Here is a 26760-nt window from a genome sequence, read left to right as displayed (position 1 = left end):
AGCGCAGGCAGGGCCGAAAGCCGGCTGCACTGGCCGCACCCGCTGAGGCAAAGTAGCTGACATGCCGCTCGGCCGGCGGACGGGCCGGACAAATGGGCCGGCAGTAAATGCCAGTGCTGTGCACAGCGGTAAAAAACACGCCATCGTAACGGGCATCGCGTGCCAGGCGGGCCTGATGGCAAAGATCGGCGGCTAACATCAACATACCTTGTGGTAACGGGGATAGGCAGAAGTATAACAGCCTGCTTAAATGACAATAGCCGGATCCGGTACTGAATGCAGGATTGATACTGCGGGTTTATTTTGTGTTCCACAATATTGCGGCTTTTGTCGTATTGCGAAGCAGCAAGTTAACGCTTAGGATCGATAAGCCAGTGAGGCAACCGGGTAACAAGGAATCACCATGTTAGAAGCATTTTTTATTCAATTAAGTATTGAGCCGCAAAGTATCAGTTTTGAGCAGAGCATTGCCTTAATAGATACGTTGTATCAGTTTAACCCAACCGCCTTCACCAACGGTGAGCTGCACAATGCTGCCGGTGAAAACAATGGTTCTTGTAAAATTCTGGCCTTTGGCTTACTGCACCAGTTATCGGCCGCGCAAACGCTGTTTTTATTCGGCGACTACTACCGTAAGGTGCTCGACACGCCCAAAGGCACTGATCATCAGAATATCCGCAACTTTATCCGCACTGGCTGGGACGGTGTGGCTTTTAGCCAGCAGCCACTGACTGCCAGGCCTGTGCCCTAAGCTGGCGCGCTGAGTTGCCCGTCTAGCTTGACGCGCTTAGCGTAGCCGGCTTTGCTCTGCCGCTGTGCTGTGGTATTTTGCTGTGGCGATAACACCATAACAATAACCACAGTTTAAGGTTCCCTATGCAACAAAGCAGTGTACTTATCACCAATGATGCGGTGGTATTGGGCTTAATGGCCGTTATTTTGGGCGCAGTGTTTTATACCAGCCACAGTGATCATCCGTTTTTCAAAAAGTTTTATACCTATGTGCCAGCCTTGTTGCTGTGTTACTTCATCCCGTCGTTATTTAATACTTTTGGCATTATTGATGGTGAGGGCTCGTCACTGTACAAAATGGCGTCGCGCTATTTACTGCCGGCCAGTTTAGTGCTTTTAACGCTTAGTGTTGATTTTAAAGCTATTTTAGGCCTTGGCCCTAAGGCGCTGATTATGTTTTTAACCGGTACCGCCGGCATTATTATCGGTGGACCAATAGCGCTGTTAACGATGGGGTATATTTTTCCGGAGCAGCTTGGCGGCGATATCTGGCGCGGCATGACCACCATTGCCGGCAGCTGGATTGGCGGCGGTGCTAATCAGGCGGCGATGAAAGAAGTATTTGCCGTTGACGGCAGTATTTTCTCGGTGATGATCACGGTGGATGTGCTGGTAGCGAATGTCTGGATGGCGGTGCTGCTGTTTATTGCCAGCCGGGCGGAGTTTTTCGACCGTAAAAACGGCGCCGATACCAGCGGTATTGTTAACCTGAGGCAGAAAATTGAGCAATATGAAGCCGAAAACGCCCGTATCCCTAAATTAAACGACATTATGCTGATTGTCGCTGTGGCCTTTGGTGTTACGGGCTTATCACACCTGCTGGCCGACATTATTGCACCCTGGATTGAACGGGTGGCTCCCGGACTTGCCATGTACAGCTTAACCAGCACCTTTTTCTGGCTGGTGGTAATTGCTACCACCATCGGCTTACTGATGTCGGCCACTAAAGTGCGTAAGCTTGAAGCGGTAGGTGCCTCTAAAGTCGGTTCAGCGTTTTTGTACATTCTGGTGGCGACCATTGGCATGCATATGGATGTCACTGCTATTTTAGATTATCCGCTGATGTTTTTAGTCGGTATTGTCTGGATGCTGGTGCATGCAGCACTGCTGTTAATTGTGGCCAAACTGATTAAAGCGCCAATGTTTTATATGGCGGTGGGCAGCCAGGCTAATGTCGGCGGCGCCGCGTCAGCGCCTGTGGTGGCAGCAGCGTTTCACCCGTCACTGGCGCCGGTTGGCGTACTGCTGGCGGTACTAGGCTATGGCCTGGGTACTTATGGCGCCTATATTTGTGGGTTAATTTTACAGCAGGTTGCGCCCTAAGCGGGCTGACAAGGAGTGAATAAGATGCAGGGATTTAAGACCGAGTCACGCCATTATGTGTTAATTGCTGCGCTGCTGTTGGCGCTCTATGCCAGTTACATGCTGGTAGCGCCTTATATCGGCGCTATCGTATTAGCTTTTGTGCTATCGCTGCTGTGCTTTCCGGTACATCAGTATATTGAACAGAAGCTGCCCGGCCGGCCGAATCTGGTCGCCACCATCTCCTGCTTATTGCTGGTGGTGGTGATATTAGTACCAGCTTCCTTGGTATTTATGGCGATAGTGCAGCAAGGTATTGCTTTTACCAAGCAAAGCTACAGCTGGCTGAATGACGGTGGTGCCGCGCAGCTGTTGCAGCATCCGTTGCTGCAAAGCGCGCTGGAGAAATTAAACAGGATTTTGCCCACCGAGCAAATCAGTGGCGAGAGCATCGTCAAGCAGTTAACCGAATTTGCTTCGGGTTTTGGTAAAGAGCTGCTGAACCTCAGCACCAAGCTGGTGGGCGATGTTACCGGCTTGCTGTTCAGCTTCCTGCTGATGCTGTTTATTCTGTTTTTCTTACTACGCGATCACGACAAAGTGGTGAATACCCTGCACTGGATCTTGCCGCTGTCACGCTCACAGGAAGAAGCCTTGTTAGATGAGGCAAAAAAAGTGGCGCGCTCGGCGGTGATGGGCTCGTTTTTAACTGCTATTGCGCAGGGCATTGTCGGTGGTATTGCCATGGCAATTGTCGGCTTACCCGGCTTGTTTTGGGGCACCATGATGGCGTTCGCCTCTTTTATTCCGGTAGTTGGCACGGCGCTCATTTGGGTGCCGGCCAGTTTGTATTTACTGCTGACAGGTGACTGGCCCTGGGCTTTGTTTATGGCACTGTGGGGCGCGATAGTGGTGGGCTCTATAGATAACTTTTTACGGCCTTTGCTGATGCAGGGCAGCGCCGGCATGAATACGCTGCTGATTTTCCTGTCGTTAATTGGTGGTATTCAGTTATTTGGCTTAATCGGTGTTATTTACGGCCCGATTATTTTTGCCCTGACACTGGTGCTGTTAAAGCTCTATACCATAGAGTTTCAGGATTTTCTGGAAAAGCAGGATAAAAGTTAGCTTTTATCCTGCTTGAGCTTACACCACCAAATCAATCTGTTGCACTAACACCGGTTTGGCGTCTGCTGTAAAGGCCAGGCCGCTGCGCTGAATTTCACCGGTTTTATGCTGCTGTTTATCCAACAGTGGCATAGGTGTAGCCGCCGAGCTTATAGAAAACGCTCCCAGTTTAGTGTCATTCATGCTTAGCAGCTGTTCATTGGGCCGCCATAAGTACAGGTACTGCCAGATGTCGTCGCCCGGATCGATAAAGCCATTGCCGTTATCATCAAACTTAGCCAGCTCAGCAAAGCCCTGGCCAGTTTGCGGGCCAAACAGTTCTGCGCCATTGTTAATCTGCTGGTCTTGGTTGCGATCTGCCGCCAGATAGTACTGCTGCGCCGCCAATTGCGGCAGTTTTACTTTGTTGCCGTTACTGTTCAAATCGAACAACATATTTTGTTCGGTTAACTGCACCGGGCTGCCGGTCAGGCTGACGACCAAAGGGTCTTGCAGCGGTTGCTCGGTGTAACTGTAACGGGCCCAGCTTACTGCCATGCTAAAGTCGAAGGCAAAGCTGATGCTGCTGCCATCAGTAAGTTGCAACTCGCCACTAAAGCTGGCTTGTACCGCCTGGTAGCCAAACTCCCACTGTTCAGTTGCCAGGCGCTGCTGCTCATTTTGCTGTGCTGTGCCGGTACTTAGCCAAATAGACTGCTGTGACATTGAGGCAGAAAAACTGGCGCTGGTGATGTCCTTAGCAGAAAATTCAGCGACCAGTGGCTTGTCGAGCCAGTCACCCGTGTGGCTGCTTAGCTGTGCCAAAATACGCTTAACCATGCCGACGGTTTGATAGGCATTAAAGATCTGATCATCGTCGTTTGGCTGCCCGCTCTGCTCGTCTGTTGCAGGTTGGACAGCAGGCAGAACAGCTGGCGGCGCAGCAGTTAACAGCGGGCTTGCCGGTTTACCTGCAGCTGCGGTTGTCTCAGCTGTTGCCGTCCGGGCAGGCCTGAGTAAAGCGGGTTCAGTAGGGCGATTGCTTAGTAACTGCTGTTTGCGACTATAAGCAAGCTGTTTTTGTTCGGCAACCGCAAACTGTTGCGAAGCAGATGTAATATTCATCTTCGGCTCCACAAAGGTATTTCAGTTAAACGGTTATCGGTAAAAGTTGGTTAAAACTTAAGCAATATTCTCAGCCTGAACATTAAGCCGCTGATCAGGCTGAAATTTAAGTTTTACTGATGCTCGCCGCTGAGGCTGAACTGATAACGGTGGCGTGTCAGTGGCGTTAGTACACCGGTTTGGTAGGTATCGACCTGCATCAGGTTGTCATTATGCAGCGTAAATAGCCGGAACATGGCGGTATGTTGCGTGTCATCGGGTATTTTAGTGCGCTCCAGTGCCGGTATATGCAGGTAATGCACCTTGCCCAGTTGTTTAGAATGGTTACTGCGGTCCATATCCATGTGTAAGTCGCCGGAAATTACCGCCGCTAAATTAGGTTGGGCAATTACTTCAGCAAAACCGGGGTGATGAATGCCTTTGTCGGCGTTTTCCGGGTACACACCGGCTTGGGCACCATGCACTACCAGCAACACAGGTTTATGGGCCAGTTGTTGTAGCTGGCTTAACATCCAGGCGATGCCGCTATCATTAAAATCACGGCCGTGATCAGGCGAGGCCAATACCAGTGCTACGCGGTCAAACTCCAGTACATAGCTGGGCGCATCCAGCGTGATTTTGCCTTGGTTCCACAGATTGGCAAACTGCATAAAACGCTCAACGCTGCTGCCGTGCTCTTCATTACCCATAATCGGATAAAACGGCAGGCTAAGCTGTTGTAGCACCGGCGTGGCATTTTCGTATTGCACTAAAGTGCCTTTATGGGCAATGTCACCAACGCCAATCACAAAGTCTAATCGCTGCTGCATTGCCAGCTGGTTAATATCAGCAACTGCTGCCGCCATATTGGGAAACTGCGGCTCAGGTTTAGGTTCAGCATCACCCAGTACGGCAAAGCTCAGCAGTACGTCATCTGCATCATGCTGCGCTGTTGCAGCATCGTGTGGCGAGCAGGCAGGCAATATCATGCTAAACAGCAGGATCAGGCTAAAACGGTAGAGACGTTGCATTTAAAGTCCTTGTAAAAATTTAAGGTTAGTGGGTATTAAACAGGTCTTTAAAGCTGCTGGGGATCACACCTGTCCAGCGTTTAAAAGCCCGACGAAAATTGTGCTCGTCCGAGTACCCCAGTCTGGATGCCAACTGGCGGTTGGAATATTGGCCTTGCTGCAGCAAGTGTCTGGCGGCATCCCGGCGCACACTGTCGACTAAGGCAGCAAAATGTGTCTGGTGCTGACTAAGCTGGCGTTTCAGGCTGCTACTGCTTAGCCCCAGCATAGCGGCCACCTGCTCCTGGCTGAGCAGTTGTGGTAAGGCGCGTTGCTGCAGCCGGCAGATAAGCTCCGGCAGCGCCCGTTGCTTATCAAGCATACGATTGAGCTGGCGGCAACTACGAATTTTGGCACTGAGTTGCTCGACATTAGCGTCTGCAAAGGGCTGCTGCCACAGCGAAAATGGGATGCAAAGACTGTCAGCAGCCTGATTAAAACTGACCTCTACGCCAAAAAATTGTTGCTGCATGGCGGACGCATCATGCTGCAATTGCAAGCTAATACCGTTAACCGTCCCCAGTTGCTGTTTTATCAGGTTTAAAATTAACGCGAACAGCAGGCCTAACATAAAGCCATCTTGGTTTGCCAGCCCCATTGCCGGCTTTATCTCAATAACTATTCCGTGTTGTTGCCGGTAAAGCCTGGCATAGAAACAGGGAAACAGCTGGTGACGAAAATAGTAAAGCTGCGACAGTGCCTGGCGCAGGTTTTGCGCATAGTGCAGGCTCTGGCACAGGGAAATATAGCGGCTGTTAAGCAGCGCATTACCCAGCAGATAAGGCAGTTCCGGGCTGTTTAACTGCTGCTGGCAGTTTTTCAGCAGGGTTAGCCAATCGCTGTAGTGCAACCTGCCAAGTGGTTTATGTAAGTCTTGCTCAAAAATGCCGGTGCCACTTAGCAGCTTATGCAGCAGTGCACCGCGCCGCTGTGCCAGCGCCAGCAGCTCGCTGCAGCCATGCTGCAATAGCAGAATTTTATCCTGATAACCAAAATGGCGCTGGCTCATAACTCAGGCCGCAACTTCAATGCACTGCCGGCTTTGGCCTGTTTGATGGCAATATCAGTCTGTTGCAGTGCCGCTTGAGCGCTGTGTTGCTGCACCGTCATGCCGGCTACCGTGAGCTGCGGCGCGTCACCCGCTGATACCAACTGCGTTATTTGCTGGCGTAAATGCTGCGCCATGATTTGAGCCTGCTGCGGCGTGGTGTTTGGTAACACTGCAACAAAGCGATCGCCAGCGTAGCGGCAGATCACATCACTGTGTCTAAGCTGGCTGCTGAGTAATTCACTTAACCGGCTAAGGTAGGTATCTCCCGCGGCAATGCCATGATGGCGGTTAAACCCGGCAAAATCATCAATATCCAATACCAGCAAACACAGCGTTCTGTGTTGGCTTAAGTGCAATTCAATTTCACGTTGTAGCACCGCATGTAAATAGTCGGCACCATACAATTGGGTGAGCGGATCGATCAATTGATGATCGCGCAAAAACAGCTCGCGGCCACGCAACTGACGGTTAATCGCCCGTTGTTCCCGATGCCAGCCCACCAGGCCATAAGTCAGTACTAACATACCGACCGGCGCCGGTAGCGATTCCAGCCAGCTCATCAGGCGGAACTGCTCCGGATAGCGGATAAACTCATCGAGCAGATCAAGAAAATAGGAAAACACCAGCAGCAGGCTGCCGTAATACAGCCACTCGGTAACGCGCCCGGCAGGGCGGCTGCTGATAATCAACCCCAGCCAGCCACAGGCCACCAGCAAGGTGGTGCCCTCACCGAGAATATCTAACGCATCAAATTCGCTGCTGTGTTTAGCTGCGCCGGTATTGAGCGCCAGCAGCAAGCCGCAGAGCAGCAAAATAAGGCTGAGCAGTATTTTATAACGATGTTGTCGCCACATTGTCAGGTTATCCCGGCAAATAAAACTCATTTTCCGGCGGCCGTATGACAACGGCATGACAGTTGACGGCCGTTGTAGCAGGGCGCTGCACTGCTAAGACCCGGGTCAGTACAGCGCAAGCCCTGTTGTTAACAAACGGCATTTTGTCACAGAAGCACGGCAGACTTTGCTGCAACTATTCGCCGTGATCTGAGAGCAACCGATGAAACCGACCAAGCATACACTTTCTTCACCCAGTCTTATTGCCTGTGCTGTTGGCCTGGCTTTTGCCAGCCTGGCGGCGCCGGTGCTGGCCGATGCCGATGTGCAGGGGCGCATTACCGATAACCGCAGCAATTTGCTGCAGGGCGCTGAAGTTATCATTCCTGAGCTGAAACTGCGGCGTACCACAGCCGCAGATGGCCGCTTTTGGTTTAATCAGCTGCCCAGCGGCACTTATACCCTGCTGGTAAATTATCTCGGCGCTATGCCGGATACGCGGGTGCTGGTAGTGGGCGACAGCGCACAGCAACTGGGCGATATTAAATTACTGTCGGCCACCGACAGCATTGAACATATTGAAGTGGTAGGCCAGTCCGGTGCAGTCAGTAAAGCGCTAAACCGCCAGCGCAATGCTGCCGGCATTGTGACCGTGGCCAGTACCGATGAGCTGGGGCAGTTCCCTGACAGTAACGTCAGCGAAGCATTGCAGCGGCTGGCAGGTTTATCGGTAGAGCGCGATCAGGGCGAGGGCCGTTTTGTCCGGGTGCGCGGTTTAGCGCCGGATTATAACGCAGTAACCTATAACGGTACCCAGTTGGCGGCGCCAGAGGCCGGCCGCAGGGCGGTGGCGCTGGATGTGATCCCATCTGATTTACTCGAGTCGGTTGAAGTAAGCAAAACCATCACGCCGGATATGCCGGCCGGCTCTTTAGGCGGTACGGTTGAGATAAAAAGTTTGTCGGCGTTTGATCGCAGTAATGACTTTTACTCTTTTACTGCTGAAGCGGGTTATAACGAACAGCAAAGCAAAACCAGCCCGAAACTGTCCGGTGTGTTTAGCAAAATTCTCGACGTCGGTGGTGAGACCGACAGTTTAGGTGTCGCCATAGCGGCCAGCTATGCTGAGCGTAAATTTGGCTCTGAAAACGTCGAAACCGGCGGCAGCTGGGATTTCGACGACGGCTTAGAAGAGTTTGAACTGCGCGATTATAGCATCAGCCGCGAGCGCATCGGCCTGGCGCTGAACCTGGATTACCGGCCCGGTAACCACAACGAGTATTATCTGCGTACGCTGTACAGCGAATTTAGCGATGATGAAACCCGCCAGGGCTTAGTGGTTGAACTGGCCGCGCCGCAGTTTGCCGCTGCAGAGGGGGAAGCAGAGATAATCCGCTCGTTAAAGCAGCGCAAAGAAACCCAGACCATCAGTGCTGTGGTGCTGGGCACCCGGCAACAGCATGGCAACTGGCAATGGCAGCTGGAAGCCGGCGCCAGTAAAGCCGATGAAGACACGCCCTTTAATATCGGCGCTGCCGATTTTGAGCAGGCATTTGCTGACGGCGTTGGCTTTAGTGGCAGTAACATTTTACGTTTAACGGCGCCGGACGAGGCCCGCCTGGCCGACGGTTATGAACTTAACGAAGTGGAAATGGGCGACACCTATGCCAAAGAAACCGAGCGTAATATCCGCTTTGATATCAGCCGCGAGCTTATACAGGCAGCGGGCAGTTTAACGCTGAAAACCGGCGCGAAATTCAGCCAGCGCGAGAAAAGCGCCGCTGAAGATGTCTGGTTGTTTGAAGACTTTGCAGATTTAGGCATTAGCGCGCTAAGCCTGAGCGATTATGCCGGCGGCAGCATCGATTACAGCCTGAGTACTATGGGCCCGGCGATTAACAGCAGCAGTATTTATCAGTTGGTGAATGCGCTTAACCGCGATGACTTTATTGACGAGGTGGAGTCACAAATTAATGATTACCAGGTAGATGAAGATATTAGCGCTGCTTATCTGATGGCGCAGTGGGAGCGCGATAACTGGCAGTTAATTGGCGGGGTGCGGTTTGAACACGAGCAGCGTGACGCCAGCGGTAGCCGCTATGATGCAATAGAGGAGGTGTTTAGCAGCAATACCGCCAGCCGCTCGGAAAGTTATTGGTTACCGGCGCTGGTAGGCCGCTATAACTTCTCTGAGCAAACTATCGTTAGGGCGGCGTTTAGCACCGGCCTGGTGCGGCCTAACTTTGAGCAGTTGTCACCGGCGTTTATTCTGGAGGAAGACGACGATGAGCTGGAGGCGGCCTTTGGTAACCCAGAGCTGAAAGCGCTGACCAGTAATAACCTGGATCTGGGTATTGAGCACTACGCCGATAAATTAGGCGTGGTATCGGCGATGCTGTTTTACAAGCAGATAGACAACTTTATCTATGAAGCCGATTTAGCCGGTCGTGGCGATTACAACAACTTTGCCAAAGCCGAAACCTTTGTTAACGGCGGCAAAGCCGATTTATATGGCCTGGAGCTAAACGCCATTCATCAGCTGTCGGGTTTCGGTAACTGGTTAGATAACCTGCTGCTATCCGCTAACCTGACCTTAACCGATTCTGCCGCTGATATTGAATGGTTTGATGATGGCAGCCTGTTAAGCCGCGAAGTGGCGCTGCCGAGCCAGTCAGATAAAACCGCCAACCTGAGCCTAGGCTATGAAACCGATGTGATCAGCCTGCGTCTGGCGGCTAACTATAAGTCTAAGTATCTGGCAGAAGTGGGAGATATTACCGACAGCGCCTATGATGTGTATGCCGACGACCATTTGCAGCTGGATTTTACCGCTAAATGGACCTTTGCCCGCGGTATGCAGCTGTACTTTAATGTGGTTAACCTGAACGACGAGCCTTACTACGCTTACACCGGCCGCAAACCCTATAACTTCCAGTATGAGCAGTACGGCCGCACTTTTGTGCTGGGCGTGCAGCTCACTAACTGGTAAGCAAGGATAGCACTATGTTAAGCAATAAAAATATGTTTAAACTCAGCATGCTCAGTCTGGTATTGGCCGCGTTGTTAAGTGGCTGTCAGGCCGATACAGCAGCGCAGGCAACGCCGGCGGTACAGGCACTGGATGTTAATGCCAGCCATTATCATAAGGTGCAGCTGGCCGGGCAGGATTATCAGCTGTTTACCACAAGCACGGCCTTGCAGATCCGCCAGGGCAACCGCGAGCTGGCGCAGCAAGCCGGCCGGTTTAGCCGCCTGGTGCTACAGCCGCTTGATACGGAAGCGCTGTTATTGGCGGCGATGGATGTAAACAGTAATAGTTTGTTTTTATGGCGTTTTTCGCCAAAGCAAACGCCCAGCCTGCAACTGCTGCAACGCCGGCTGATCAGTAGCCGGGTGGTGGACGATCTGTGTTTTTATCACAGCACAGAAAACCAGCAGCTCAGCCTGTTTTTAATGGGGGGCCGCGGTGGCGCTGATCAGTTGTTGCTGCAACAACAGCAACAATGGCTGGCGCAGCCACTGGTGATCCGCGAGCTGAATATCCCTTATGACAGCACTGCCTGTAGCGTAGACCAGCAAAGCGGCGCTCTGTATATTGCTGAAGCAGACCGCGCGATCTGGCGCTATCAGGCCGAGCCGGAAGCCGACGAAGGCCGCAGTTTAGTGCAGGTGAATAAACCTTTTGGTCAGCTGCAAGGCGAGGTTAAAGCGCTGCAGCTACTTGGCGATGGCAGCGTGCTGGCACTGGAGGAACAGCCGGCGCGGCTGCTGTATTTAAGCGCTAACGGCGAGCTGCTAACCACAGCTGCTGTACCGGCACTGGCCGAAGCCAGTGGTTTGGCAGTACAGCAGCAGGCTGAAAGCGTAACGGCTTTTATCAGCAGCGAACAGGCAGACGCCGTGCAGCAGCTGACCCTGTCGGTGCCAGCGCCGGCTACTGCTGTGCGCAGCGCCAAAGCCGCCATGGTGCAACTGATGCCAACTCTGCAGACTGAAGCTGCCAGTCAGCGTGGTGATGTGATAGACGACCCGGCAGTGTGGCATCACCCGTCAGCGCCGGCACGCAGTCTGATCCTGGCAACGGATAAACGCGCCGGGCTGGATGTGTATAACATGCAGGGTCAGCGCGTACAGCAGCTTAGTGTGGGCCGGTTAAATAACGTGGATGTACGTTACGGTTTAACTTGGCAAGGTGCTCAGCATGATATTGCTGTCGCCAGTTTGCGTGATGACAACAGCCTGCAGCTGTTTGCGATTGATAACAGTGGCAAACTGCATAATGCCGGTAAGGTTGCTACCAATATGGTTGATATTTATGGCCTTTGTATGTACCAGAGCGGCAAAACCGGCCAGCAGTTTGTGTTTGTTAACGATAAATCAGGCTTAATCCAGCAGTACCGTATTGATACTAACGGCCACGCCTGGCAGGGCAGCCTGGTGCGCAGTTTGCAGGTGCCGTCGCAGCCCGAGGGCTGTGTCGCCGATGATCAAAGCGGTGTACTGTTTGTCGGTGAAGAAGATGCCGGTATCTGGCGCTTTGCTGCCGAGCCGGATGCGGCTGTAGCTGGTGAGCAAATCATACTGGTCGACGGCGAAACCCTGGTTGATGATGTGGAAGGGTTAGCACTGGCAACGCACGGCGACAATCAATATGTGATTGCGTCCAGCCAGGGCAACGACAGCTATGTGGTTTATGATGCGGTAGCACCTTACGCACTGCGCCTGCGCTTTCGCATTACCACGAATCCGCAGCTGGCCATAGATGGCAGCTCGGAAACCGATGGCCTGGAAGTCACCACCCGCTCATTAGGGCCGGGTTTTGAGCAAGGGGCACTGATAGTACAGGATGGCCGTAACCGCATGCCGGAGCAGGGGCAAAACCTGAAGCTGGTACCCTGGGCGGATATTTTGCCGCATTTAAACTAGCTATAGTGACCAAGGCCGCCTGTATCGCGGCCCTGGTCATGGCGTTGCCAGGTTTGCACCTGTGTTAGTTCAGCTTTGCCGCCAGGCAGCGCTCAACAATATTCTTAATTTTCTGTGGCGAAAACGGCTTGGCAATAAAGCCGCTGGCGCCGGCAGCAATACTTTTTTGCACGTTATCCACAGAATTGTGTGCGGTCACCATCACAACATGGGTTCTGTCTGATTCAGTTTTGATTTGTGCTAGCAACTGCTGACCATTGATGTCCGGCAGTTCGATATCGAGAAAGACTAAATCGTGTTGATGCTGGTTAAACACCGACAAACCACGGCTACCATCTGCCGCCTCATGCACTTGCGAAATACCCAGATGCATCAGGGTTTGGCGCAGGTATTCACGCACCGTGTAGGCATCATCAATTATCAGGATCGAACATTGTTGTTGGGTCATTGCAGCTCCGTTGCTAATGCTGGCTTTAACCAGTGTAGTGCAGATTCAGGCACCCGGTAGTAAACAGGGTTGCGAAGTTTAGGTTTTCTGGCTGAATTTAACCTGAATCGCGCCCGCGCTGATCAATCAGGTAATGTTACTATTTTGTATTCGCCTTGTTGCGTTACTACAGGTTGTTGCTATTTTTACTACTTAGGTCAGCGCCAGATAGCAAGGAGCCATAATAATGCGCCGTAATACGCCGGTTACAACAACAGAACGTACCTTCCCTCCAGAGCAAAAGTTAATTTCCAGTACAGATTTAAACGGCACTATACGGCATTGTAATGATGCTTTTGTTGCTATCAGTGGTTTTAGTAAAGAAGAGCTGCTTGGCCAGCCGCATAATATTGTGCGTCACCCTGATATGCCACCGCTGGCGTACAAAATTATGTGGGAGCATTTAAAAGCCGGTAAACCCTGGATGGGGCTGGTGAAAAACCGTAGCAAAAATGGTGATTACTACTGGGTAGATGCCTATGTCACCCCGGTGACAGAAAAAGGCAAGGTGGTAGGCTATGAATCGGTTCGCTCTTGCCCATCACGAACTGATATAAAGCGGGCAGAAAAACTCTATGCGGCTATTAATGCCGGTAAATTTAATGCCCGGCATTTTCACTTGCATTATCACATGGTGGCGCTGGCTGTGGCGTTGTTGCTTAGCTGGCTGCTTTACAGCCAGGATTTTGCCGCTATTGCGATGGCACTGTTGACGGTATCTGCCATTGGGCTGTACTTCTGGACTGCCTTTAGTAAAAAAAATGCGCTTAGCAGCATCAAAACACTGCTGGCCAACGCCTTTAGCCATGAGCTGGCAGTACAAACCTTTACCGATGATGAGCCCGATTTAGGCGAGCTAAAAGTGGCGGTAATGAGCTCAAAAGCCCATTTGGGTGCAGTGCTTACCCGAATGGAAGATGCGGCAAAAAGCGTATCCAGACAGTCTGATTCTGGCCTGGCACTGGCGAAATCGTCGATGCAATTGATCCAGCGCCAGCAACAGGAAACTGAGCAAACTGCCACTGCCATGCACGAAATGACCACCACCATCGCTGAGGTGTCAAAGCACGTACAGGAAACGGCACAGCAGGCCGAGCAATCCAACGAGCTGGCGCTACGCAGCCGCCAGACGGCGGCAGTGACCCGTAAAGCCATTGAAGATTTGCGCCATACGGTAACTAACATCAGTGATTCAGTCACTCAGGTGTCAGAGCAAACCAAAAAGATTGCTAGCGTAGCGCAGATGATTGAACAAATTGCTGAGCAAACTAACCTGCTGGCACTTAATGCCGCGATAGAGGCAGCGCGCGCCGGTGAGCAGGGCCGCGGCTTTGCTGTAGTGGCGGATGAAGTACGCAATTTGGCCCGGCGCACACAGGAGTCGACTAAAGAGATACATCAGATCATCGCCGATCTGACCAGCCGGGCCGATAATGCCGTGCGGGTGGCACAAGATGGCACCAGTGGCGCTGAGGCCGGCTTGGGCCGGGTAAAAGAAACTGAGCAGATGTTAAATGGTATTTCCGATGCGGTAGGCAGTATCGCCAATATGTCGATTCAAATGGCTGCGGCGGTAGAGCAACAGGCCAACGTGGCCGAAGAGGTCAACCAGCAGGTGGTGAATATTTCCAGCCTGGCCAGCAACAGCCTGACGGAAGCGGCCAATTCAGCTGACAGTATTAAAAAGCTGCAGCAAATTTCGAACGAGCTGCACGAGCTGGTCGTGCGTTTTGCCCGTTAAGCTTAAATTTTGACAATACCCCGACCCTTGATGGGCGGGGTATTTTTGGCATTACAAGTTGTTGTCAGGCCACTTTAAATTGTGCAGCCAATTGCTGCAGCTCGGTGCCTAAGCGGCTTAAGTCAGTGCTGGCCTCTGCTGTCTGCTCACTGGCAGTCGCCGACTGCTCTGCCACATCGCGGATGCTGTAAATACTGCGGTTAATTTGCTCGGCCACAGTACTTTGCTGCAGTGCGGCAGCGGCGATTTGCTGGTTCATTTGCTGAATGCTACTGACGGCTTCACTGATCGCTTTAATCGCGTCACCGGCGTCGTCCGCACTTTCTAACGTATTATCTGCAAGGCCAGAACTCTTATGCATATTACTGACGGCATCTTCGGCTTTTTGCTGCAAGGTGCTGATAAGTTGCTCAATTTGTCCGGTTGACTCTTGCGTACGAAATGCCAGGGCGCGCACTTCTTCAGCTACGACAGAAAACCCCCGGCCCGCCTCGCCGGCGCGCGCTGCTTCAATTGCGGCATTGAGTGCCAGCAGGTTAGTTTGGTCGGCAATACTTTTTATTACATCCAGCACCGAGCCAATGTTATTACTTTGCTCTTTAAGCTCGCTAATGGCTTTGGCTGAGGTCGCTACTTCATGCGCCAGCGCTTTAATTTGCTGCATGGTTTTTTGTACCACCTGCTCACCCACACTGGCCTGTTGTGCGGACTCCGTCGCAGCACCTGAGGCATCTTCGGCACTTTTTGCAACTTCCTGTACTGTGGCTGACATTTCATTCATCGCGGTGGCCACTTGCTCGGTTTCCTCTTTTTGCTGGTTAACACCGGCTGAGTTTTGTACCGAAATGGCGGCCATTTCTTCCGTTGCCGTTGCCAGTTGTGTAATACCCGCCGTCAGGTTGTTAATTAATGTGCGCAAGTTGACGCTCATGCGCTGCATCGCCGCCATAAGCTGGCCGGGCTCGTCTAAGCGATCTACAGGTAAATCCTCGGTCAGATCGCCTGCCGCAATTTTTTCTGCGACCTGAACCACTTGCTGCAGGGGGGATACCACCATCTGGGTGATGACAACAGCCGCAGCGATACCGATAGCAACAGCCAGCACCGCAGCGACAATAATGATCTGCTCCAGGCTATTGGCTTCGGTTTGAAGTGTATCTAACTGATTTGCAACAGATTGAGTACCGGCGTCATCGGCAGCGCGTGCCACACTAGTCATACGCTCTTCAATTGCAAATGCCTCAGTGCGGTTATTTACCATATCTACATTCGACAGTTGCTGCAGTTGTTGCTGATACAGCTCAAGATTGCGCAGCAGCTCATTCATTAAGGCCGCGCTTTCTGCGGTAGTGAATTGCGCCAGGCTTTTTTCGCCCAGCTGCTTGGCCTGGTTCGCAATTGCCATGGCCTGGTCATAATATTGACGCTCATTTCGCAGCATAAAGTTTTTTTCCTGCTGCCGCGCTTCGCTGATTAACAGGTTTGTTTCGCTCACATCGGCCACCAGCTGAAAGCGCGTGGTCAGGCTTTGCAGCGCGTTATAACTTAGCACTGATATCAGCAGTAAAATGAGTAGCACTAAGCCAAAACCGGTAAGGAGTTTTTTTCGCACGGTTAAATTTTGTATAAAAGTAGAGTTGTGGAACATGGCAAGCCCTCAGTTATCTTAGGTAAGTGGCAGCATCCTTTGCCTGTAAGGCTCCATGAAAAAATTGGAAACTTAAGCATACACCCCGACTGCCCAAGCGCAAGTGTTTGATCTAAATTGATGATATATAAATAAAAAGGCCAGCGTGTGCTGGCCTTTGGTTTTCGTGCTTTAATATCAGCTATACGGTGATATTAATGTTTTGTCCCAGGTTGCTAACAGGGGATGAAGCCTGTACCTGCTCAACCGACTGCATAGCACTTTGTACCAGCATGGTTGCCATTTTCGCTTCCTGGTTTTGCTGCTTCTGGGCCATTACTGCACCCAACACCTCATAGCCGTAGCCTGAACCTGCAGCGCCAACGGATTGACTCATAGTTACCTCCTATGCCAATTCCTCAGAACTGTAACGGCAGGGGGGGTAATTACTTTAGCCGTTTTTTTATTTTTTCTGGTCGATAAAAAATGCCGCCTGTTGCAGCAGGCGGCATTCCAACTTAGCGCGGAGTGACTCATTTCTCCATGTGCGTTAAGAAGCCCGTATCAGCGCGGTTTGCTGCGCTTTAATCTGAGAGTGTGACAAGGCTGGCACCGGCAAGGTATTGCCGCTGGCCGTTGCCGGTTTTAGTGAACGTAGTGGCCGGGTCGGGCCCTTTTTCACTAAACCTTTAAACTGAGGTTCGGCTTTGGTAACGGCTTTACCTAAGCGGGCAGCGAGTGCTGCCTGAATATCGGCTGCAGTATAACCGGCTTTTATTTTCATGCGAAGATAGGGCACGCCGACAGCGTCCAGCGCGCCGTTAACAAACCAGTCGGGTACCGCTTTATGTCCGTCTTTGCTGCTGTTATTCACCAGATCCAGCACGGCAATGACGCTAAAGTCGTTAGGGTCGCACAAGACAAAGTCCAGATACTTGGCATTAAGTTTGACTAAGGTACTGGCGCGGGCTTTGTCACTGATGCCGCTTTTAAGCTCCATCAAGTCAGCCAGCTTTACCCGGTTTAAAATTTTATAGTCGTTGCCAACGGCTTTTTCTAACAGCTGCATAAAAGAGCGTTCTACCGGGCTGAATAAGCTGTTTTTTTTCTGCAATGGAAAGGGGTTACCACTGTCAATAAAGCGGCTGGCGACCAACGCTACCACGACGACTAACAGTAAAATTAACAGCAGGACAAATTCCATGCTTACCTCCGACAGAAAATTGACAAGCTGTCTGACACAGCCTCACACTTGGTATGTTTAAGCATAAGGTGTGCCAATGTTTCTTGGTTTTGTTCGGGTGCTGTATTTATGTAAGAAATGGCAGGCATTGGCTGCATTGATGTATTTTATAATTGAAAAGCGCTTATAGTTAGGTATCCCGTTTCCGTCAATACAGGCGCAGCCGCTGTGTGTCTTGGCGGGGCGCTAAGCATGATAAGGACACTATTATGACAGCAAGCATTAGCCGTGCCGGCTTAACCATTAACGCACCCTTGAACGGCGATTACGACAGCATTTTAACCGAGCAAGCCTGTGCGTTGCTGGTAGAGCTGACGCGCGAGTTTAGGCCCAGATTACAGCAGTTACTGGCAGAGCGGCAGGCCACGCAGCAGCGCTACGACAATGGCGCCTTGCCGGACTTCTTGCCACACACCGCTAATATCCGCCAGTCCGACTGGCAGGTGGCGCCAATACCGGCTGATTTACAAGACCGGCGGGTAGAAATTACCGGCCCGGTCGACCGCAAAATGATCATTAATGCGTTAAACGCTGACGTTAAAGTGTTTATGGCCGACTTTGAAGACTCACAGGCACCCAGTTGGGCCGGCGTGATTGAAGGCCAAATCAACCTGCGTGATGCCAACCTGGGTACGATCAGCTATACCGATGAACAAACGGGTAAACACTATGCGTTAACGGATAACCCGGCGCTGTTGATTGCCCGGGTACGTGGCCTGCACTTGTGGGAAAAACATTTGCTGGTGGATGGTGAGCAAATTCCTGGTTCGTTGGTCGATTTTGCGCTGTATTTTCTGCACAACTACCAAACCCGTTTAGCTAAGGGTACCGGTGTGTATTACTATGTGCCTAAGCTGCAAAGCCATTTAGAAGCCAAATGGTGGGACGATGTATTCCGCTATACCGAGCAGAAATTTGCTCAGCCAATTGGCACAGTGCGCGCCACTGTGCTGATTGAAACCCTGCCCGCCGTGTTTGAGATGGACGAAATCCTCTACATGCTGCGCGATCATATCGTCGCGCTTAACTGTGGCCGTTGGGATTACATCTTTAGTTATATCAAAACGTTAAATAACCACCCGGACAGAGTGCTGCCAGACCGGCAGGTGGTTACCATGAAACAACCCTTTTTAAATGCCTATTCGCGTTTGTTGATTAAAACCTGTCATAAGCGTGGTGCGCTGGCGATGGGCGGTATGGCGGCCTTTATTCCGGCCAAAGATGCGGCGCAAAACGCGGCTATTCTGGCCAAAGTAACGGCAGATAAAGAACTTGAAGCCAGTAATGGCCATGATGGTACCTGGGTGGCGCACCCGGGGCTGGCAGCAACCGCCAATGCGGTGTTTGACAAATACCTGGCGGGTGGTAAGAAAAACCAGCTGGATGTAAGCCGCAGTGATGATGCTGAAATTACTGCAGCGCAGCTGCTTGAACCCTGCGATGGCGAGCGTACAGAAGAGGGTATGCGCACCAACATTCGGGTGGCGCTGCAATATATTGCCGCCTGGATCAGTGGTAAAGGCTGCGTGCCAATTTATGGGCTGATGGAAGACGCAGCCACTGCCGAGATATCCCGCACCTCGATTTGGCAATGGATTAAACATGGTAAAAGCTTGTCTAACGGCAAGCTGATTACCAAAGCGTTATTTGCTTCTATGTTAGAGCAAGAGGCAAAAGTGGTGCGGGCAGAAGTAGGTGAAACGCTGTGGGCAGAGCAAAATTTTGCCAGGGCGCAAACTTTACTGCTTGAAATCACGACTTCTGATCAGCTGGTAGATTTCCTGACCCTGCCAGCCTATCAGTTACTTGATTAAACCTGAGTAAACCAAGCCAAAGGCGCTGACTTGCTGACAGCGCCTTTTTTATGGCTTCAAAGTTGATATATCCTAAGCAAGCAGAAAGGCTTCGGCTGCAACTCCCGCTTTGGCTCGCCACAGCAACTCGCTCGCGCTTGCGCGCTCACTCAGACACTCTGTGTCGACCAAATCGGGATTCCAGCCTTCGTTGGAGGGGTCAGTTCAACTCATCGGCGGTTTCAACAATCAGCCGGCGAAACCAGATATGGCTGGCATCCTGGTGCAGCAGCGGGCTCCAGATCATTTTAAGTTCAATGGACGGTATGGCAAAGGGCGGGTCCATAATGGCCATGCTGCTATCATTTTCGTACAACTTAGCGGCGCGGCTGGGCAGGGTAGCAATTAAATCTATGCCGACGGCTAAATGCATGGCCACATGATAGTTACGGGTAAACACGGAGATATTGCGCTGCTTGCCCAGTTTGGCCAGCGCTTCGTCTACCCAGCCCAGTTTCTGCACGTCTTTTGGGTCCATACCGACGCCGACACCAAAACCGGTTTTACTTACCCAGATATGCTGTGCTTTTAAATAGCTGTCCAGGTTGAAGTTTTTCAGTACCGGATTTTGCGCATTAATCAGGCAAGAGAAGCTATCGCGCCAGACAGTTTTTTGGTGGAACGACTGCGGCAGCTGATCAAAACGGTTAATCGCCATATCAACTTTGCCATTTTCCACGTCGTGAAAGGTCACATCGGACGGTGTCATAATGTCCAGGCTGGTATGGGGTGCCAGCACGCGCATTTTTTTCAGCAGCGCCGGTATCAGGGTCGAGGCGGCATAATCGCTGGCCATAATACGAAACACGCGCTGGCTGTTTAGCGGTTCAAAGTCTTTATTCGGCTGCAGCGTTTCTTCCAGTGTTAATAACACACCACGCACCACCGGCGCCAACTCACGGGCGCGCTCGGTCGGTACCATACCGTCAGAGGTGCGCACTAAAATCGGGTCATTCAGTAAATCGCGTAGCCGTTTTAAGCCGTTACTCATGGCCGGCTGGGTAATATTTAACTGGTTAGCGGCGCGGGTGACGTTTTTCTCCCGCAGCAGTACATCCAGGTACACCAGCAGGTTTAAATCCATCTTGTTAATATTCATCGTTTAAATAACCCAAGCCTTAATCATCACTGACCTGAATCATAGCATTAGCGCTTGGGCCAGCGTCAAGCCAACTTTAGTATTAATCATATGAATGGTCAGCATCACAAAAATCACCTTTATGAATTATTAAAATGAAACCTATAGTGTAAGGCAACAGGTCAGCATTCAGCCTGGGAACAGTCAGCGTCCGGCAAGCCGGGCAACAAGCAACAAGAGGATACTGCTATGTCAGCTTACCAAGATGCCATTCAACACCTTACCCAGTTACGCCAGCAACAGGGCGATGCCTGGGCCGCAATAAACCCTGAGTCAGCTGCGCGGATGAAGCTGCAAAACCGCTTTAATACCGGGTTAGATATTGCCAAATACACTGCCAAACTAATGCGTGCTGATATGGCCGCTTATGATGCTGACAGCAGCCAGTACACGCAATCTTTAGGTTGCTGGCATGGTTTTGTTGGCCAGCAAAAGCTGATTGCCATTAAAAAACATTTCGGCACTACTAAGCGCAAGTACCTGTACTTGTCCGGTTGGATGATAGCAGCGCTGCGCTCTGAGTTTGGCCCACTGCCAGATCAGTCAATGCATGAGAAAACAGCGGTACCGGCGTTAATCGAAGAGCTGTACACCTTTTTAAAGCAAGCCGACGCCCGTGAATTGGGTGGCTTATTCCGTGAACTGGACGCTGCCAACGCAGCCGGTGATACGGCCAAAGCTGCAGCGGTGCAAAGCAAAATTGATAATTTTGAAACCCATGTGGTACCAATTATTGCTGATATTGATGCCGGCTTTGGTAACGAAGAAGCCACTTATTTATTAGCGAAGAAAATGATTGAAGCCGGTGCCTGTGCCATTCAAATTGAAAACCAGGTGTCAGATGAAAAACAGTGCGGTCACCAGGATGGCAAAGTGACAGTACCGCATGCCGACTTTTTAGCCAAAATTAACGCTGTGCGTTACGCCTTTTTAGAGCTGGGCGTGGATGATGGCATTATTGTGGCCCGTACCGATTCATTAGGCGCCGGTTTAACCAAGCAAATTGCGGTTACCAAAACACCGGGCGATCTGGGCGATAAGTACAACAGCTTCTTAGATGGTGATTACATCAGCAGTGCTGATGATATTGCTAACGGCGATGTGGTGGTAAAAGCCAATGGTAAACTGTTAAAGCCAAAACGTTTAGCCAGTGGTTTGTTCCAGTTTAAACAAGGCAGTGGCGTAGACCGGGTAGTGCTGGATTGTATTACCTCACTGCAGCACGGTGCCGATTTACTGTGGATTGAAACCGAAAAGCCGCACATTGGCCAGATCAAAGAAATGGTTGACCGTATCCGCGAAGTGGTGCCTGGCGCTAAGCTGGTGTACAACAACAGCCCAAGCTTCAACTGGACACTGAATTTCCGTCAGCAGGTGTTTGATGCCTGGAAAGCGGCCGGTAAAGACATTTCCGCCTATGATCGGGCCCAGCTGATGAGCGCCGACTATGATACGACAGAGCTGGCACAAGAGGCTGATAACCGTATCCGTACCTTCCAGGCCGATGCGGCCCGTGAAGCCGGTATCTTCCATCACCTGATCACCTTACCCACTTACCATACGGCAGCACTGTCTACTGACAACCTGGCCAAAGAGTACTTTGGTGCCGCCGGTATGCTGGGCTACGTTGAAGGCGTGCAGCGCAAAGAAATCCGCCAGGGCATTGCCTGTGTTAAGCACCAGAATATGTCTGGCTCTGACATCGGTGATGATCACAAAGAGTATTTCTCTGGTGAAGCGGCATTAAAAGCCGGTGGTGCCCATAACACCATGAACCAGTTCTAACCCCTTACGCTACGTGGTCAGGTAACTGACAGTTGGGCAGCTTCGGCTGCCCTTTTTTTTAATAAAAAATTCATATCTGCGCTATTTTTATCCAATTAATTTGCTTTAGTGTAGTGATGCTGTCGGCGGTGGCGCCGGCGGCATTTAGCCAAGGACAACCAGAATGAAAAAAATAACAATGAAAAACTTATCCCTTGCACTGGCATTATTTAGCTGTATCACTGGCGCCGCTCAGGCAACAGTACTTAATGGTGGCTTTGAGCAATGGAGCGGCAACCAGCCGGCCAGTTGGAGCCTGATTGACAGTGGCATTGCGCTGAGCCCGTCTACCACAATAAAGCTTGTTGGCGATAAAGCGGCTGCGATAACGGTTAACACCGGTGACCAGGCCAATACTGATATCCGCCAGTCGGTTAATGTCAGCGCCGGTCAAACGTATAACTTCAGCACAGCGGTATATCATACTGAAGGCCATGTGCGCGCCCGGCTGTATGTAAATGGCTATCAGGGCTACTCTAACGAAAACCTGATCGGGCAATGGCAGACGTTAAGCTACAGTTATACCGCAACCAGCAATACCCATATTGAGGTGGGGCTGCGGTTTTATGACGTTAGTGGTTTTGATGGCAGCGAGTTGGTGTATGTTGATGACTTTCAGCCAACCACCACGCCGGTTGAACCGCCGCCTGCAGGTTGCGCGGCAACAACAGCAACCTTTTCTTTAACCACAGACAGTTATGCCAGTGAAACCAGCTGGCAGCTGACAGATGACGATAACCAACAGCCCTATGCCAGTGGCAGCCTGAGTAACAACACCTTGTACACCGAGCAGTGGTGCCTGACTGATGGTGCATACAGCTTCCGCATTGATGACAGTTACGGTGATGGGATTTGTTGTAGTTATGGTAATGGTAGCTATAGCCTGAGCATTAATGGCGTCGAAGTGTTTACCGGCGGTAATTTTAGCTATCAACAAACACATACCTTTACCGTGGGCAGTAGTGGTGGTGACGGTACCGATCTGGATGCCTACTACGCTGAGGCGGCCGGGTTAACCGGCTACACATTAAAAACTGCTTTGCATAATATTATTAAAAGCCATACGGCGCAGGGTTACAGTGCCTTGTGGACGTTTTTTACCGTCAACGAACTGGATAATTATTATGAGCAAGACGGCACTATTTTGGATATTTACTCTGAAAACCCGGCGGCAACTGACGCTTATGTATATGCCGCTGGTGTAGATCAGTGTGGCACCTACAACAGTGAGGCAGATTGCTACAACCGTGAGCATTCGTTTCCACGCAGCTGGTTTGGCGGTGCAGTAGAGCCGATGAACTCGGATGTGCATCATATCTTCGCCACAGATGGCTTTGTTAACTCAAAACGTAGCAGTTATCCATACGGTAAAGTGGGCAGCGCCAGTTACACCTCTGCAAACGGTTCTAAGCTTGGCACGGCGTTAAGCGGCAGTGGCTATAACGGTACTGTATTTGAGCCCATCGACGAGTTTAAAGGTGATATTGCCCGGGCGTATTTTTATATGGCGACCCGTTATCAGGATCAGCTAATGGGCTGGCAAAGCAACAGCACTGAAGCCAATGCCGCCTTGAACGGCACCAGTACTCAGGTATTTGAAAGCTGGTTATTGCAGCTGTTAAAGCAATGGCACCAGTTGGACCCGGTAAGCCAGAAAGAGCGTGACCGTAACGATGCGGCCTATCAATATCAGGGTAACCGTAACCCCTTTGTTGACCATCCGCAGTTTGTCAGCGCCATCTGGGGCAATTAAGCATGTGAGACGCCAGCCAAATGCTGGCGTTGTTTTACAAAGGATATCGCTTAATACCGCTGCTTCACGTAACTAACCACGTCCTGATATTTTTCCTGCATCAGGCGAATATGCTCGTTAATCACCGGCCAGTCGCTTTCTTCGGCGGCTTTCTCCAGCTTTAACGCTTGCTCGGCCAAACTTAGAGCACCGATGCTCTTGGCAACCGCTTTAAACTGATGTGCTACCGAGCGCACACCACTGCGCTCTTGTGCAGTAACATGCTGTGCCAGGGTTTGCAGTAAGTCGGCAGCGTGTTTAACAAAGTAATTCAAATGCTCCTCATGTTTGGCCGGATCATTGCCAAGGAAATTGGCGATGGTGGTAAAGCAAATCGGCGAATTATGCTGGCCGTTATCGCTGGCGGCTGTTGGCAGCGGTTTTTGCGCTGTAGGGTGGGGTAACCAGCGTGACAACATGGTTTGCAGTGTGGCAAGTTCTATCGGTTTGGTGATATAGCCATCCATACCAATGCTGAGGCATTTTTGCTCTTCGCCTTTTAACGCATTAGCGGTAACGGCAATAATGCGGGTAAACTCAGCACCCTCGCTAATATGCAAGCTTTCTTTGCGAATGGCACTGGCTAAATCGTAGCCGCTCATATTGGGCATATGCAAATCGGTCAGCAGCAGTGGGTAATGGTAGCGGCGCCACTTTTCCAGCGCGATGACACCATCATCTGCCACTTCAACGGCATAGCCCAGTGCATTGAGCTGGTCGACAATCACGCGTTGGTTCATCAGGTTGTCTTCTGCCAGCAGCACCAGGCGCCGCTCTTTACGGGCCTGTTCTATCGACGGTGCTGCGGCTACCGCCACTTTTTCGCCGGCATATACCGGTTTAGCTTTGCGTTTGGCAGCAATTAGCACAGCATCGTACAAGTGGCTGCGACAAATAGGCGAACTATGCAGGTAATAGACCCGGTCGTTACTGCGCTCAGACAGCTCTACCTGATTGGTGATCACCACAAACTGCACCTGGGCCATGCTGTCCAGTTGTTGTAACTGGTCAATCTGGTTGGCGGAGATTTGCTCATAAGTGGCGTCCAGCACCCACACTGCGGCTTGCTTTGGTGGCAAAGGCCGCATCTGTTTGGCGCGCTGCAACAGACTATCAAACTGGCTCTCGCTCTCCAATTCAGCGCCGGTGTGGTTAAAGTAAGCCTGCAAGTGCATCTGATTGTGCTCATCGCTGCTAAACAGGCACAGGTGAATATCCCGCAGCAGCTCTTTGTCCAGATAGTGAATTTCATCTGAGCGGCGCATCGGAATGCGCACGGTAAACTCAGTGCCTTTATCTACCTGGCTGCTGACATTGATATCGCCATACATCAGCGTGGTTAAGCGCTGACAGATTGATAACCCCAGACCGGTGCCGCCAAACTTACGGGTAATGGAGCCCTCAGCCTGGTTAAATGGCTGAAACACATAGCTTATCTGGCGCTGTGTCATGCCTTTACCATTGTCGATAATGCTGAACTGGATTTGGCTGAAATCCATGTTTTCTTCCAGCAGCTCGGCTTTAATGATCACTAAACCGGTTTTTTCCGGTGTGGTCTGGGTAAATTTAATCGCATTACCGGCCAGATTGTACAGAATTTGCCGCAGCCGCACCGGATCGCCAATCAGGCCATCGGGAATGCGTGGGTCGATAAACAGCTTAAGGTCAATTTGCCGCTGATGGGCAACCGACACCAAAATACGGCCCACCGCTTCAATGATTTCGACCAGCGACAGCGGTATGGTTTCCAGTTCTAACTTGCCGGCTTCTATTTTGGAGAAATCGAGAATATCGTCCAAAATGCGCAGCAACGAGAAGGACGATTCGCGTACGGTGTCAGTCATTCTGAATTGAGAGGTAGATAGCTGGGTTTTGCGCAGCAGATCGATAGTGCCGATAATGCCGTTCATCGGAGTGCGAATTTCATGGCTCATGGTAGCCAAAAAGGTAGATTTGGCTTCGTTGGCTTTCTCAGCGGTCAGCTTGGCGGTTTCCAGTGCATCAGTGCGCTCTTTAATGCGCGCTTCTACTTCCTGCTTCAGCGTTTTAATGTTTTGCTCAGACTCTGCCAGGCCCTGCTGCGCCTCATCAATACGGCGGAACAACTGGTTAATACAGCTGGCCAGCTCGCCATAACTGTCTTTCGCGTGGCTGTCCAGACTGGTATTAAACTGCGCTTTCTCCAACGCCTGGCGGGTTCCCTGTAACAGCGGTTTAATGCGGCGGCTAAAAAAGCCGGCAATGCCCATGGCAAATAACCCGCTAAGTACCAGTGCCAGCAGCAGGCTAATGCCAAAGGCTGCGGCATAAGGCCACCAGGGTTTAACCTGCAGTTGCTGTACATACACCAGCAGCGCGGCTTGCTGCCCCGGCACGCTAATCACCTGTTGCACCACCAAATGCTGGTCTTGCTGAATGCCTTGCGCCTGCCATAACGGCTGCGGCACAAACCCCTGCACATTATTGGTATTGGCAATAAGCTCAGTCGTGCCATCAGCGGTTTGCCGATACAGATACAAAGCGCGGTTGGCATCGCCATTCCGGGTTTGCAATAACACCTGCTCGGCTGCGCTAATATCATTGTTTTGCAACAAAGGGAGCAGCGCGCGTGACACCAGACGGGTGTCGGCCGTTAACCGGTCCAGCTGCGCAGCGCCCAAGCCTGGTTCTGGCTGGTTAAGTAAAGTAAACATGGCGGCCTGTGCTACCAGCGCAATGACTGATAACAGCGTCAGGGGTTTAAAAATGGCTTTACTAAAAGAAGTCTGTTCCATGCGCTATCCAATTCGTGGCTGCGTATCACTGCCGTCGCTGTGTTTTGCCCGCTATTTTAACAACTTTTCGCAATTAACATAGCGGCGTATTTTATG

Annotated in this window: 20 protein-coding genes; 9 read left to right on the top strand and 11 right to left on the bottom strand. The window is 51.3% G+C overall.

The annotated features are described in order from the left end of the window. Positions 1-199 (bottom strand): Ada metal-binding domain-containing protein (locus RNAN_RS16050; protein WP_040552354.1); only part of this gene is annotated, 199 nt, incomplete at its 3' end. Between the two features lie 204 nt (positions 200-403). On the opposite strand from RNAN_RS16050, the gene RNAN_RS16045 reads away from it, so the two are divergent. From RNAN_RS16045 to RNAN_RS16035, 3 genes are all read left to right on the top strand, one after another. Beyond that, on the top strand, positions 404-751 hold the full coding sequence (locus tag RNAN_RS16045) for a HopJ type III effector protein (RefSeq protein ID WP_008223705.1): 348 nt from the start codon (positions 404-406) through the stop codon (positions 749-751). Positions 752-876: 125 nt separating this feature from the next. Then, positions 877-2115, top strand: a complete 1239-nt coding sequence (locus tag RNAN_RS16040) for a DUF819 family protein (RefSeq protein ID WP_008223703.1) — start codon at positions 877-879, stop codon at positions 2113-2115. Positions 2116-2139: 24 nt separating this feature from the next. Beyond that, entirely contained in the window at positions 2140-3222 is a 1083-nt protein-coding gene (locus tag RNAN_RS16035; protein WP_008223702.1) for an AI-2E family transporter, read from the top strand. A gap of 18 nt (positions 3223-3240) precedes the next feature. Here the strand turns inward: RNAN_RS16035 and RNAN_RS16030 are convergent, their stop codons facing one another. The 4 genes from RNAN_RS16030 to RNAN_RS16015 form a co-directional block, all read right to left on the bottom strand. After that, complete coding sequence (locus RNAN_RS16030; RefSeq protein WP_040552352.1) at positions 3241-4326, bottom strand: SPM autocatalytic domain-containing protein; 1086 nt, start codon at positions 4324-4326, stop codon at positions 3241-3243. A 113-nt stretch (positions 4327-4439) separates the two neighbouring features. Next, a complete protein-coding gene (locus tag RNAN_RS16025) occupies positions 4440-5336 on the bottom strand; it encodes a metallophosphoesterase family protein (RefSeq protein WP_008223696.1) in 897 nt (298 codons plus the stop codon). 25 nt (positions 5337-5361) lie between these two features. Further along, on the bottom strand, positions 5362-6384 hold the full coding sequence (locus tag RNAN_RS16020; protein WP_008223694.1) for a helix-turn-helix domain-containing protein: 1023 nt from the start codon (positions 6382-6384) through the stop codon (positions 5362-5364). Further along, positions 6381-7280 (bottom strand): GGDEF domain-containing protein, encoded by a 900-nt coding sequence (locus RNAN_RS16015; protein WP_008223691.1) that lies wholly within the window; start codon positions 7278-7280, stop codon positions 6381-6383. The genes RNAN_RS16020 and RNAN_RS16015 overlap by 4 nt, the downstream gene beginning before the upstream one ends. A gap of 202 nt (positions 7281-7482) precedes the next feature. Between RNAN_RS16015 and RNAN_RS16010 the strand changes: the two genes are divergently transcribed. Continuing rightward, positions 7483-10248: a TonB-dependent receptor gene (locus tag RNAN_RS16010; RefSeq protein WP_008223689.1), complete on the top strand. Its 2766-nt coding sequence runs from the start codon at positions 7483-7485 to the stop codon at positions 10246-10248. A 14-nt stretch (positions 10249-10262) separates the two neighbouring features. Further along, on the top strand, positions 10263-12185 hold the full coding sequence (locus RNAN_RS16005) for a phytase (RefSeq protein ID WP_008223687.1): 1923 nt from the start codon (positions 10263-10265) through the stop codon (positions 12183-12185). 64 nt (positions 12186-12249) lie between these two features. Here RNAN_RS16005 and RNAN_RS16000 read toward each other — a convergent pair whose 3' ends face one another. Continuing rightward, positions 12250-12633, bottom strand: a complete 384-nt coding sequence (locus tag RNAN_RS16000) for a response regulator (RefSeq protein ID WP_008223685.1) — start codon at positions 12631-12633, stop codon at positions 12250-12252. Between the two features lie 226 nt (positions 12634-12859). Here RNAN_RS16000 and RNAN_RS15995 point away from each other — a divergent pair, with 226 nt between their 5' ends. Then, a complete protein-coding gene (locus RNAN_RS15995) occupies positions 12860-14413 on the top strand; it encodes a methyl-accepting chemotaxis protein (protein WP_008223681.1) in 1554 nt (517 codons plus the stop codon). 64 nt (positions 14414-14477) lie between these two features. Here the strand turns inward: RNAN_RS15995 and RNAN_RS15990 are convergent, their stop codons facing one another. The 3 genes from RNAN_RS15990 to RNAN_RS15980 all read right to left on the bottom strand — a co-directional run bounded on the left by RNAN_RS15990 (position 14478) and on the right by RNAN_RS15980 (position 17244). After that, positions 14478-16025, bottom strand: coding sequence for a methyl-accepting chemotaxis protein (locus RNAN_RS15990; RefSeq protein ID WP_237739940.1), 1548 nt, complete (start codon positions 16023-16025; stop codon positions 14478-14480). Positions 16026-16242: 217 nt separating this feature from the next. Then, entirely contained in the window at positions 16243-16437 is a 195-nt protein-coding gene (locus RNAN_RS15985; RefSeq protein ID WP_008223676.1) for a hypothetical protein, read from the bottom strand. A 153-nt stretch (positions 16438-16590) separates the two neighbouring features. Continuing rightward, the gene (locus RNAN_RS15980; protein ID WP_008223675.1) at positions 16591-17244 is read right to left on the bottom strand and encodes a DUF2726 domain-containing protein; all 654 of its coding nucleotides are present in this window, start codon (positions 17242-17244) and stop codon (positions 16591-16593) included. Positions 17245-17492: 248 nt separating this feature from the next. Here RNAN_RS15980 and aceB point away from each other — a divergent pair, with 248 nt between their 5' ends. Next, the gene (aceB, locus tag RNAN_RS15975; RefSeq protein WP_008223673.1) at positions 17493-19097 is read left to right on the top strand and encodes a malate synthase A; all 1605 of its coding nucleotides are present in this window, start codon (positions 17493-17495) and stop codon (positions 19095-19097) included. Between the two features lie 199 nt (positions 19098-19296). Here the strand turns inward: aceB and RNAN_RS15970 are convergent, their stop codons facing one another. After that, complete coding sequence (locus RNAN_RS15970; RefSeq protein ID WP_008223671.1) at positions 19297-20235, bottom strand: LysR family transcriptional regulator; 939 nt, start codon at positions 20233-20235, stop codon at positions 19297-19299. 228 nt (positions 20236-20463) lie between these two features. Here RNAN_RS15970 and RNAN_RS15965 point away from each other — a divergent pair, with 228 nt between their 5' ends. Both RNAN_RS15965 and RNAN_RS15960 read left to right on the top strand, forming a co-directional pair. Beyond that, entirely contained in the window at positions 20464-22059 is a 1596-nt protein-coding gene (locus RNAN_RS15965) for an isocitrate lyase (protein WP_008223669.1), read from the top strand. A 163-nt stretch (positions 22060-22222) separates the two neighbouring features. Continuing rightward, positions 22223-23851: an HNH endonuclease signature motif containing protein gene (locus RNAN_RS15960; RefSeq protein ID WP_008223667.1), complete on the top strand. Its 1629-nt coding sequence runs from the start codon at positions 22223-22225 to the stop codon at positions 23849-23851. Positions 23852-23901: 50 nt separating this feature from the next. On the opposite strand, the gene RNAN_RS15955 is transcribed toward RNAN_RS15960, so the two are convergent. Next, positions 23902-26664, bottom strand: a complete 2763-nt coding sequence (locus tag RNAN_RS15955) for a hybrid sensor histidine kinase/response regulator (RefSeq protein WP_008223665.1) — start codon at positions 26662-26664, stop codon at positions 23902-23904. Between the last annotated feature and the right edge of the window lie 96 nt (positions 26665-26760).

Source organism: Rheinheimera nanhaiensis E407-8 (assembly GCF_000296695.1).
Taxonomy (GTDB): domain Bacteria; phylum Pseudomonadota; class Gammaproteobacteria; order Enterobacterales; family Alteromonadaceae; genus Alishewanella; species Alishewanella nanhaiensis.
Note: the sequence above shows the minus strand (reverse complement) of the source record. Positions and strands in the feature narration are given on the sequence as shown.